The organism is Streptosporangium sp. NPDC023963 (assembly GCF_040639135.1).
Classification (GTDB): Bacteria; Actinomycetota; Actinomycetes; order Streptosporangiales; family Streptosporangiaceae; genus Streptosporangium.
In genome coordinates, this window is record NZ_JBEZZK010000023.1 from 97,448 (window position 1) to 109,211 (window position 11,764).

General features: G+C 70.3%; 8 protein-coding genes. 1 reads left to right on the forward strand and 7 read right to left on the reverse strand.

Annotated elements, in window-relative coordinates; all coding sequences use genetic code 11:
* Positions 1–69: 69 nt before the first annotated feature.
* The 7 genes from AB0F88_RS40930 to AB0F88_RS40960 all read right to left on the reverse strand — a co-directional run bounded on the left by AB0F88_RS40930 (position 70) and on the right by AB0F88_RS40960 (position 7,806).
* Positions 70–1,005, reverse strand: coding sequence for an aldo/keto reductase (locus AB0F88_RS40930; protein WP_362696896.1), 936 nt, complete (start codon positions 1,003–1,005; stop codon positions 70–72).
* A 213-nt stretch (positions 1,006–1,218) separates the two neighbouring features.
* A complete protein-coding gene (locus AB0F88_RS40935) occupies positions 1,219–2,232 on the reverse strand; it encodes an ABC transporter permease (RefSeq protein WP_362696898.1) in 1,014 nt (337 codons plus the stop codon).
* Positions 2,232–3,725, reverse strand: coding sequence for a sugar ABC transporter ATP-binding protein (locus AB0F88_RS40940; RefSeq protein ID WP_362696900.1), 1,494 nt, complete (start codon positions 3,723–3,725; stop codon positions 2,232–2,234). The genes AB0F88_RS40935 and AB0F88_RS40940 overlap by 1 nt, the downstream gene beginning before the upstream one ends.
* Complete coding sequence (locus AB0F88_RS40945; RefSeq protein WP_362696902.1) at positions 3,725–4,783, reverse strand: sugar ABC transporter substrate-binding protein; 1,059 nt, start codon at positions 4,781–4,783, stop codon at positions 3,725–3,727. Before AB0F88_RS40945 ends, AB0F88_RS40940 begins: the two co-directional genes overlap by 1 nt.
* 65 nt (positions 4,784–4,848) lie before the next feature.
* Entirely contained in the window at positions 4,849–5,595 is a 747-nt protein-coding gene (locus tag AB0F88_RS40950) for an SDR family oxidoreductase (protein WP_362696904.1), read from the reverse strand.
* Positions 5,588–6,964, reverse strand: a complete 1,377-nt coding sequence (locus AB0F88_RS40955) for an L-fuconate dehydratase (RefSeq protein WP_362696906.1) — start codon at positions 6,962–6,964, stop codon at positions 5,588–5,590. The genes AB0F88_RS40950 and AB0F88_RS40955 overlap by 8 nt, the downstream gene beginning before the upstream one ends.
* Positions 6,961–7,806, reverse strand: coding sequence for a fumarylacetoacetate hydrolase family protein (locus tag AB0F88_RS40960; RefSeq protein ID WP_362696908.1), 846 nt, complete (start codon positions 7,804–7,806; stop codon positions 6,961–6,963). Before AB0F88_RS40960 ends, AB0F88_RS40955 begins: the two co-directional genes overlap by 4 nt.
* 467 nt (positions 7,807–8,273) lie before the next feature.
* Here AB0F88_RS40960 and AB0F88_RS40965 point away from each other — a divergent pair, with 467 nt between their 5' ends.
* Positions 8,274–11,516, forward strand: coding sequence for a glycoside hydrolase N-terminal domain-containing protein (locus tag AB0F88_RS40965; protein WP_362696910.1), 3,243 nt, complete (start codon positions 8,274–8,276; stop codon positions 11,514–11,516).
* The last annotated feature ends 248 nt before the right edge of the window (positions 11,517–11,764 follow it).

Genomic DNA, 11,764 nt, shown 5'->3' on the forward strand with positions numbered 1-11,764 from the left:
CGGACCGTCGCACCATTCTGGCGCCTCCGAGTCCCTACGGTGACCGGAGCCTCTTCAACATGAAGGGCGTCAGGGAATCAGGCCCTCGGCGGCAAGGTCGGTCCACAGGGCCTCGGGGACGGGCTTGGCGGTCAGTTCCGCGTTGCGGGTCACCTCGGCGGCGGAGCGGGCGCCGATGACCACGCTGGCGACGGCGGGGTGGCGCAGGGGGAAGGCGAGGGCCGCCTGGGGCAGGGTGACGTCGTGGCGTTCGCAGACGGCGGCGATGCGGCGGGCGCGGTCCAGGAGCGGTCCGGGGGCGGGGGCGTAGTCGTAGGTGCCCGACGGGTCGTGGGTGGCCAGCAGGCCGCTGTTGAACACCCCGGCGGCGAGCACCGCGACGCCGCGCTCGGCGCACAGCGGCAGCAGCTCGTCCTCGCCCGACCGGTCGAGGAGGGTGTAGCGCCCGGCGAGCATGACCGTGTCGACCTCGGTCTCGCGGACGAACCGGGCGAGCATCCCCGTCTGGTTCATGCCGACCCCGACGGCCTTGACGACACCCTGGTCGCGCAGTTCGGCCAGGGCCGGGTACGCCTCGGAGACGGCCTGCTCCCAGTGGTCGTCCGGGTCGTGGATCAAGGCGATGTCGACCGCGTCGAGGCCGAGCCGCTCCAGGCTCTCCTCCAGCGACCGCAGCACCCCGTCGCGCGAGAAGTCCCACACCCGGCGCAGGTCGGCGGGGACGTCGAAGCCCTGGTCGTCCCGGCCGAAGGGTCCCTCGCCGCCGGCGGGCACGAGCAGGCGGCCGACCTTGGTGGACAGGGCGTAGGAGTCGCGGGGCCTCTCCGCCAGGGCGGCGCCGAGGCGCCGTTCCGACAGGCCGAGCCCGTAGTGGGGCGCGGTGTCGAACAGGCGGACCCCCGCCTCGTAGGCCGCGTCCACCGCCGCGCGCGCCGTATCCTCGCCGACCGCCGAGAACAGGTTCCCGATCGGGGCCGTACCGAAGCCGTATCTACTGACCTGCACCGCTCGCTCCGTTCTGTACGGCTTCATGGCTCTCATGCCGCTTGATGCCTTTTTATCGCTTCACGCAGTGCGGGGGCCGCATATTTCCACACGTGTCCGTGCGGGATCCACCGCCCGTACGATCGCACGGTTTCGCGCGGACCTCGCGCCCGTACGGGCTTCACATCCCCGTACGGGCCGCGCGTCCGCGTGGCTCACGCCACCGTCAAGGCGTCAGTCTTGGGCCTTGCCGCCCGCCAGGCGACTGATCATCAGGGCGACCAGGATGATCGAGCCGTAGACGAGCTGCTTCCACTCGCCGGGGACGCCCTTCAGGGTGAGGATGTTCTCGACGAGGCCGATCACCAGGACGCCGGTGAGCGCGCCGAGGATCGTCCCCTTGCCGCCGTCCATGCTGACGCCGCCGATGACGGCCGCGGCGAAGGCCATGAAGATCCAGCCGACGCCCTGGTTGGCGCTGATGCCGCCCAACCGGCCGGTCTCCAGCACCCCGGCGAGCGCGGCGACGATCCCGCCGATGACGAAGACGACCCAGACGACCCGCTCGACCCTGATGCCGGCCGCGCGGGCGGCGTCGGCGTTGCCGCCGATGGCGTAGAGCGAGCGGCCGCCCCGGAAGTAGCCGAGGGCGACGATGGCCACCGCGAAGAGGACGCCGGTGATCCAGATGGCCGCCGGCAGGCCCAGCCAGCGGGCGCTGCCGAGGTAGAGGAACGACTCGGGCAGCTCGAACAGGCTCTTGCCCTGGGTGAGACCCAGCTGGAGGCCGTGCACGACGATCATCATGGCCAGCGTGACGATGAAGGCCGACAGCTGGAACCGCAGGATCAAAAAGCCGTTGAAGGCGCCGACCAGGCCGCCGATCAGCAGGCACAGCGGGATCGCCAGGATGGCGGGCAGCTCCAGGCCGAACCCTCCGGCCGCCACCGGGATGACGAGCATCACGCCGACGGCGGGCGCCATGCCGACCGTGGACTCCAGTGACAGGTCGAACTTGCCCGCGATCAGGATCAGCGCCTCGGCGAGGACCACCAGCGCCAGGGCCGACTGCTGCTGCAGCACGTTGGTCAGGTTGCCCGTGGTGAGGAAGACCGGGTCCACGAAGGAACCGGCGATCAGCAGAACGACGATCACCGGGACCAGGGTGAGGTCGCGGAACCGCCCGAGCTGGATGCGACGGCCCTGGGGGGCCGCCAGCGCGGGCGGAGGGGTCTTTGTCGTGGTCATCAGTGGTCGATACCTTCCATCGCCGCCACCAGCTCGTTGTCGGTCCAGCCGCGCGGCACGTCCTTGACGATCCTGCCGTGGAACATGACGAGAACGCGATCGCAGATTCGCAGGTCGTCGAGCTCGTCGGAGACCAGTACGGCCCCCGCCCCCCGCTCGGCCGCGTCCTCCACGGCGCCGAGCAGGGAGTGCTTCGCCTTGACGTCCACCCCGGCGGTCGGGTTGATGACCACGAGCGCGTTCGGGTCGTCGGCGAGCGCCCTGGCCAGCACCACCTTCTGGGCGTTGCCGCCGGACAGGTCGGCCACCTGCTGGTCGGGGCCCGTCGTCTTGATGTCCAGCAGGTCGATCATCCGGGTGCCGCGCTCGCGGCGGCGGGCCGGGGAGACCACGCCGTAGCGGCCGAGCTTGTGGGCGATCGGGATGGTCGCGTTCTCGGCGATCGACAGCAGCGGCACGAAACCCTGGTGGTGCCTGTCCTGGGGGACGAACCCGAGCCCGGCGCGGAGCGCGGAGGGCACGTCGCCCTGCCTGATGTCGGTGCCGTTGACGGTCACCGTCCCGGTGTCGGCCCGGTGCAGGCCGACCAGGGTCTCGGCGAGACCGACCTTGCCGCTGCTGCCGGAACCGGCGAGACCGACGATCTCCCCCGCCCTGACGGTGAGGTCCACGTCCTCGTAGCGCCCGGCGAGGCTGAGCGTCCGCGCGGACAGCACCACGGGGGCCGAGGGGGCGACCGTCCGGGTGCGGTACTCGTAGGCGGCGGTGGCCTCGCCGGTCATCGCGTCCACGAGCCGGTCGTGCGGCAGGTCGCCGACCGGGGCGGTGACGATGTGCCGGGCGTCGCGGAAGACCGAGACGCTCTGGCAGATCTCGTACACCTCCTCCAGGTGGTGGGAGATGAACATCATCGTGACGCCCTGCTCCCGCAGGGAGCGCATCCGGTCGAAGAGCCGCTGGATGGCCGGGCCGTCGAGCTGCGCGGTGGGCTCGTCCAGGATGATGAACCGGGCGCCGAACGACAGCGCCCTGGCGATCTCCAGCAGCTGGCGCTGCTCGACCCCCAGGTCTCCGGCCATGGTCTCCGCGTCGACGTCCACGCCGTACTGTTCCAGCAGCCGGCGGGCCCGCGTGCGGAGGCTCCGCCAGCTGATCCTGCCCCGCTCTGTCTGGCGGTTCAGGAAGAGGTTCTCCGCGACGGACAGGGTGGGGATGATCGTCGACTTCTGGTAGACGCACGCGACCCTCTGCCGCCAGGCGTCCCGGTCGGCCGGCGGCGGCGCGGGCTGCCCGGCGAAGCGGACCTCACCCTCGTCGGGGCGCTGGAGCCCGGTCAGGATCGACACCAGCGTGGACTTGCCCGCGCCGTTCCTGCCGACGAGCGCGTGCGTCTCCCCCTCGGTGATGGCGATCCCGGCACCGTTGAGCGCGGTGGTCGGGCCGAAGCGCTTGGTGATCCCAAGCGCCTCGACTGCCTTGACGGAAGATGTCATCACTTGACCTGGTTGCCCCAGAGAGCCTGGTCGTCCACGTTCTCCTTGGTGACCAGGGGAGCGGGGAGCTGGTCCTCGAGACCGTTCGGCAGCTGGATGATCGTGCTGTCGTGGTCGGTCGGGCCGGGCTGGAAGGTCTTGCCCTCGGCCGCGGCCTTGGCGTAGAAGAGCGCGTACTTGGCGTAGAGGTCGGCCGGCTGGGAGACCGTGGCGTCGATCTCGCCCTTGCGGATCGCCTCGAACTCCTGCGGGATGCCGTCGTTGGAGATCACGAAGACGTGCTTGGGGTCCTCCGGCGGCACGATCAGGCCCTTGGCCTTGAGCACCTGGAGGGTGGGGGCGAGGTGGACGCCTCCGGCGTGCATGTAGACGCCCTTGATGTCCGGGTGCTGCTCGAGACGGGTCTGGAGCATGGAGGCGGCCTTCGTGCCCTCCCACTCGGTCGGCTCCTCGAAGACCGTGATGCCGGGGAACTTGTCCTTCATGCAGCCGCGGAACGCCTCGGCCCGGTCACGGCCGTTGATCGACGAGAGCGCGCCCATGAGCTGGACGACCTTGCCCTTGCCGCCGAGCTTCTCGCCGAGGAACTCGCACGCCTTCGTGCCGTACGCCTTGTTGTCGGCGCGCACGACCATGTAGACCTTGCCCTTGTCGGGGCGGGTGTCCACGGTGACGACGGGGATGTTCCTGCCCTCCAGCGACTGCAGCGTGGAGGCGATGGCACCGGTGTCCTGCGGGGCCATGACGATCACCTTGGCGCCCTGGCCGGTCAGGGCCTGGGTGTTGGCGACCAGCTTGGCCACGTCGTTCTGGGAGTTGGTCGGCGGCATCAGGTCGACGCCCAGCTCGGTCGCCATCTGGGGGACGTACTTGTTGTACGAGTTCCAGAAGTCGGAGTCGGTGCGGGGGAAGTCGATCCCGACCTTGGCGCCCGCGGGGGCGGCGGCCGCGTCACCGGAGGGCTGGGCCGCGGTGGTGGGCTCCGACGATCCGCAGGCGGAGAGGGTGAAGGAGATCGCGAGCAGTGCCGCACCTGTCGCCGCGGGTCCGATTTTCATACCGTTGCCTCGATTCAAAGCTGTGTGGGGGGTGAATCATTTCTCGACCGATACGGGGAATCCGGTCATGACTTCGGCCGGAGCCTGAGCCCCTGCATCCCGCCGTCCACGGCCAGGACCGTGCCGGTGGTGGCCGCCGCGAGCGGGCTCGCGAGGTAGGCGATCGCCGCGGCGACCTCCGGGGCGCTCACCAGGCGGCCCATCGGCTGGCGGCCCTCCAGGGCCGCCCGCTCGGCCGCCGGGTCCTGCGCCGCGTCGAGCAGGCGCTGCACCCACGGGGTGTCGGCGGTGCCGGGGTTGACGCAGTTGACCCGGATGCCCTCGCGGACGTGATCGGCAGCCATCGCCAGGGTCAGCGACTGGATGGCGCCCTTGGACGCGCTGTAGAGCGCCCGCTGGGGCAGTCCCGCCGTCGCCGCGATCGAGCAGGTGTTGACGATCGCGGCGTGCGCCGAGCGGCGCAGGTGCGGCAGGCTCGCCCGGGTGACCCGGACGATGCCCAGGACGTTGACGTCCAGGACCCTGGACCACTCCTCGTAGGGGTTGTCCTCGATCGTCCCGGCGGCGCCGATCCCGGCGTTGTTGACCAGGATGTCCAGGCCACCCAGCTGCTCGACGGCCTGGGCGACGGCCGCGTTGACCGCCTCCTCGTCGGTGACGTTCGCCGTGACCTCGACGAACGGGCCGCCGGAGGCGTTGATGTCGAGGGAGGCCACGCGCGCGCCTCGCTCTGCCAGCAGGGTGGCGGTGGCCAGGCCGATGCCGGAACCGCCACCGGTGACCAGGGCGCGCAGGCCGTCGAACTCACCCATTGAGAGACCTCCATACCGGACCGTCGGGGTAGGTGTAGTCGATGATCGAGGCGGCGTGCATGGCCGCTCCGAAACCGGGCCGGCTCGGCGCGGCGTAGGCGCCGTTCTCGATCACCACGGGGTCGACGAAGTGCTCGTGGAGGTGGTCGACGTACTCGATCACCTTGCCCTCCATCGAGCCGCTGACCGCGACGTAGTCGAACATCGACAGGTGCTGCACCAGCTCGCACAGGCCGACCCCGCCCGCGTGCGGGCAGACCGGGACGCCGAACTTGGCGGCGAGCAGCAGGATCGCGATGTTCTCGTTCACGCCCGCGACGCGGGCCGCGTCGATCTGCAGGTAGGAGATCGCGCCGGCCTGCAGGAGCTGTTTGAAGACCATGCGGTTCTGTACGTGCTCGCCGGTGGCCACCGGGATGGGCGCGATGCCCCGGGCGATGGCGGCGTGGCCGAGCACGTCGTCGGGGCTGGTCGGCTCCTCCACCCAGTGGGGGCGGAACTCCGCGAGGGCGTTGACCCAGGCGATGGCCGAGTCGACGTCCCAGCGCTGGTTGGCGTCGATCGCGATGGGGAAGTCCTCGCCGCAGGTCTCGCGGGCGATGCGCATCCGCCGCCTGTCGTCCTCCAGGTCGGCGCCGACCTTCAGTTTGATCTGGGTGAAGCCCTCGTCCATCGCCTCCTTGCACAGGCGGCGCAGCTTGTCGTCGCCGTAGCCGAGCCATCCCGGGGAGGTCGTGTAGGCCGGGTAGCCGTGCTCGCGCAGGTGGGCCACGCGCTCGCGCCTGCCGGGCTCGGCGGCGCGCAGGATGTCCAGCGCCTCCTGCGGGGTGAGCGCGTCGGTGAGGTAGCGGAAGTCGACCAGCTCGACGAGCTCCTCGGGGGACATCTCGGCGAGCAGCAGCCAGAGCGGCCGGCCCGCCCGCTTGGCCTTGAGGTCCCAGAGCGCGTTGACCACGGCGGAGATCGCCATGTGCATGACGCCCTTCTCCGGGCCGAGCCAGCGCAGCTGGGAGTCGTGGACCATGTCCTTCCACAGGGCGCCCATGTCCTCGACGTCCCTGCCGAGCACGTACGGCTCCAGGGCCCTGATCGCGGCGGTCTGCACCTCGTTGCCGCGCCCGATGGTGAAGGCGAAGCCGTGGCCCTCGAACCCGTCGTCGGTCCGCAGGACCAGGTAGGCGGCCGAGTAGTCGGGGTCGGGGTTCATCGCGTCGGAGCCGTCGAGCTCCAGCGAGGTGGGGAAGCGGATGTCGTGGGTCTCCATCGAGGTGATGCGGTACGCGCCGATCCCCGCCGGCACCCCCTCCGCCGCCCCGGCCACGATGGCTTCGACCGGCGTGTCCTCGCGGATGTCGATCCTGTCGCTCATGCCTGCCCCACGGTCTGTCGCTGGCGCCCGAGGCCGTCGATCTCCAGCTCCACGACCTGCCCGGCGCGCAGGTACGGCGTGCCGGGCAGGCCGAGCGCGACGCCCGCCGGGGTGCCGGTGTTGATGAGGTCACCGGGTTCGAGGACCATGAAGCGGCTGAGGTAGCGGACGACCTCCGCCACCGTGAAGATCATGTTCTTGGTGTCGCCGTTCTGGAACCGCGTGCCGTCCACCCACAGGCGCAGGCCCAGGGCCTGCGGGTCGGCGATCTCGTCGGGGGTGACCAGCCAGGGGCCGAGCGGGTTGAAGGTCTCGCAGGACTTCCCCTTGTCCCACTGGCCGCCGCGCTCCAGCTGGAACTCGCGCTCGGAGACGTCGTTGGAGATGGCGTAGCCCGCGATCTTGGACAGCGCCTCCTCGTGCGTCTCGACGTAGCGGGCCGTCTCGCCGATGACGACGGCCAGCTCGACCTCCCAGTCGGTCTTCACGCTGTCCCTGGGGATGAGCACCTCGTCGTCGGGTCCGACGATCGTGTTGGGAGCCTTCATGAAGATGATCGGCTCGGCCGGGATCGCGGCGTTCGTCTCCTCCGCGTGGTCGCGGTAGTTGAGCCCGACGCACACGATCTTCCCTGGCCGCGCGATCGGGGCGCCGATCCGCAACCCCTCGGCGTCCAGCACGGGAAGCTCGTCCCGCTCCAGCGCCTCTCGGACACGAGCCACTCCCCCGGAAGCGAGGAAAGCCCCGTCGATCTCGGCTTCCGAGATTTCGCGGAGGTTACCGGCCCCGTCCAGGACGGCCGGTCGCTCCTGGCCGACGGGTCCCACTCGCAGCAGCTTCACACCGCACCCTTCGTTGATACATCGGATGTCTTGTCTCGTGATGCTGAACGACGCCGAACCTCGGTGTCAACCCCTCACGGACCGATACGTCCGATCCGTTATCGAGGAGAAACCGCAGATGGCAGGGGTAATACCGGATCGTGCCCCAATTTTGACCTCCAGTCATCGGATTTCCTAGCGCGGACGGAAACGGAGATCATCCGGGACGTTCGCGGTGCTGAGAGGCACAAAAGTGATCAACCGCCGAGAAACATCGGAGGATGAGGCTTGTTACGACGGAATTTCGGTGCTATCTCCTTGAAACAGTCCCGCCCTGTGATCGGAGGAATCCGTTGCACCGCCCCCCACGACGTCGTCTCGGCGTCGCTCTCCTCGCCGCCCTCACCCTCGCTACCGGGTTATACAGCCAGAGCTCGGCCGACGCGGAGCCGTCAGCAAATATGACCACGCCAAATACACCCGATGACTTGACGCTCTGGTACGACAAACCGGCCACCGACTGGGAGACCCAGGCGCTGCCGATCGGCAACGGCGCGCTGGGCGCCATGGTGTTCGGCGGTGTGAACAGCGAGCAGATCCAGTTCAACGAGAAGTCCCTGTGGACCGGCGGCCCCGGCGCGAACGGCTACGACTTCGGCAACTGGACCTCCCCCAGGCCGAACGCGATCGCCGAGGTCAGGGCACAGATAGACCGCGACGGCAGGATGTCCCCCGAGGCGGTGGCGGCCAAGCTCGGCCAGCCCAAGAGCGGCTTCGGCGCCTACCAGACCTTCGGGGACCTCTGGCTGGACATGCCCGAGACCCCCGGGGGCCCCGAGAACACCGAGAACACCGAGAACACCGTCACCGGCTACCGCCGGGAGCTGGACCTGCGCGAGGCGGTCGCCAGGGTCGGCTACACCGCGAACGGGGTGACCCACTCCCGCGAGTACTTCGCCAGCTACCCCGGCAACGTCGTCGTCGGCAAGGTCTCCGCCGACAAGCGAGGCAAGGTCTCCTTCACGCTGCGCACCTCCTCACCTCGTGACGACAAGCAGGTCTCGGTCTCCAAGGGCCGCCTCACCGTCAAGGGCGTGCTCGCCGACAACGGCATGAGGTTCGAGTCGCAGGTCCAGGTGATCACCCAGGGCGGCACCCGCACCGACGGCACCGACAGGATCACCGTCACGGGCGCCGACAGCGCGGTGTTCGTGCTGTCGGCGGGCACCGACTACTCCGACGTCTACCCCGCCTACCGGACCGTGGACCCGCACGCCAAGGTGACCAAGGCGGTCGACAGGGCCTCCCGCAAGTCGTACGAGGAGCTCAGGTCCGAGCACCGGGCCGACTACCGCAAGCTGTTCGACCGGGTCAGGCTGGACCTCGGGCAGAAGGCCCCGGCGATCCCGACGGACAGGCTCCGCGCGGCGTACACCGGCGGCGCCTCGGCCGACGACCGGGCGCTGGAGGCGATGTTCTTCGCCTACGGCCGCTACCTGCTGATCGCCTCCTCCAGGGAGGGGTCGCTCCCGGCCAACCTGCAGGGCGTGTGGAACAACTCCACCAATCCCCCCTGGTCGGCCGACTACCACGTCAACATCAACCTGCAGATGAACTACTGGCTCGCCGAGCAGACCAACCTCGCCGAGACGACCGAGCCGTACGACAGCTACATCCGGTCGATGGTCGCCCCCGGGCAGAAGACCGCGAAGGAGATGTTCGGTGCGCGCGGCTGGGTGGTGCACAACGAGACCAACCCGTTCGGCTTCACCGGCGTGCACAACTGGGCCACCTCGTTCTGGTTCCCCGACGCGGCGGCGTGGGTGACCCAGCAGATGTACGACCACTACCGCTTCAGCGGCGACACCAAGTACCTGCGCAAGACCGCGTACCCGGTGATGAAGGGCGCGGCCGAGTTCTGGCTGGACACCCTCTACACCGACCCGCGTGACGGCAAACTGGTGGTCTCCCCCAGCTACTCCCCCGAGCAGGGCGACTTCACGGCGGGCGCCTCGATGTCCCAGCAGATCGTCTTCGACCTGCTGACCAACACCCTGGAGGCGGCGAAGGAGCTGAAGACCGACAAGGCCTTCCAGGCCGAGGTGAAGGCCGCGCTGGCCAAGCTCGACCCGGGCATCAGGATCGGCTCCTGGGGACAGCTCCAGGAGTGGAAGGAGGACCTGGACGACCGGGGCAACACCCACCGGCACGTCTCCCACCTGTTCGCCCTGCACCCCGGACGGCAGATCACGGCCGGCACCCCGGAGGCCGAGGCGGCCAAGATCTCGCTCACCGCGCGGGGCGACGGCGGCACCGGCTGGAGCAAGGCGTGGAAGGTGAACTTCTGGGCCCGCCTGCTGGACGGCGACCACTCGCACAAGATGCTCAGCGAGCAGCTCAAGGGTTCCACGCTGGACAACCTGTGGGACACCCACCCGCCGTTCCAGATCGACGGCAACTTCGGCGCCACCTCCGGCATCGCCGAGATGCTGCTGCAGAGCCAGCACGACACGGTCCACGTGCTGCCCGCGCTGCCGTCGGCCTGGCCCACCGGGTCGGTCACCGGCCTGCGCGCCCGGGGCGACGTGACCGTGGACGCCTCGTGGAAGGACGGCAACGCCGACAGGGTCACCGTGCACGCCGGGACGTCCGGCCCCCTCAAGGTCCGCGCCGCCATGATCGGCGGCCGTTACCACGTCGAGGACGAGCGCGGCCGGACGATCACCCCGCGCCGCGACGGTGACGTCGTCACCATCGACGCCAAGGCCGGAAGGTCCTACACGCTCGTCAACGAGGTGACCGTCAAGATCACCGCCCCGGTCGTCGCGGGCGCCGGCGAGTCGATCCCGGTCACCGTCACCGTCACCGCGACCGGCCGGGAGAGCGTGCCCGCCGGCACGCTGGCCCTCGCCCTGCCGCAGGGCTGGACCGCCGTCCCCGCCTCGGTCGAGGTGCCCGCCGTCTCGCCGGGCAGCCCGAAGACCTTCTCGTTCTCGGTGACCGTCGGCCCCGCGAACGGGACCCGGTCCGCGCGGGTCGCGGCGGAGCTGTCGGGAAGCGGCTGGAAGGCGGGCGGCTCGGCGGCCGTCGGCCTGAACCCGTGCGCCTCTCCCCCGGCGGACCGCGCCGTCGTCGCCTGGGACCCGACGTCGGGCACGACCGTCACCGACGCCTCCGGCAGCGGCAGGAACGCCACCGTCGTCGGCGGCGCGACCTACGACGCCGAGGCCCCGAGCGGCAGCGGGCTGGTCCTGAACGGCTCGACCTACCTCACCACCGGGAACACCCTGCTGGGCTACCTGCCCGAGGCGACGTTCGCGGCCGAGGTGAAGATCGGGGGAACCGGCTACCGGCGGCTCTTCGACTCCCAGCCCGGCGGCAACCCGGGCACCGACGGGATCATCGTCGACCTCACCCCCTCCAACACCCTGCGCTTCATCGGCGCCGGGCAGAACGTGGGGCTGAGCGGGACGATCCCGACCGGCCGTTACATCGACCTCGTCGTCACCATGGACCGCAACGGCGTGGTCAACACCTACGTCGACGGCACCCGGGTCGGCGGCGGCACGGCCACCAGCGACGGCATCACCGGCTGCACCTCCCGGCCGCTGCGCTTCGGCGCCGACCAGGACGGCGGCCAGCGCCTGAGCGGCGCGGTCGACCGCATGGCCATCCTGCCGAAGGCCCTGACCGCCGCGGAGGTGGGCACCTGGCGCGACATCGCGTTCTGATCCCGGCGCTCCCGTACGCGATCCGCCCCCGGTTCCCCCCGGTCTCCCCGGGCTCCCCGGGCTCCCCTGTAGGAACCGGTTCTGAATCCCCGTGAGGCCCGGGACGCGCCCCCACGCGTCCCGGGCCTCACGGCCGTGCGAAGCGCCGGGAGCCCGTGCGGAGCGGCCGGGAGCCGCCGCGCGGAGTGCCGAGGGCGTCGCGCGTGGGGTGCCCGGCGCGGGGTGCCGGCGGTCGTCGCGCGAAGTAC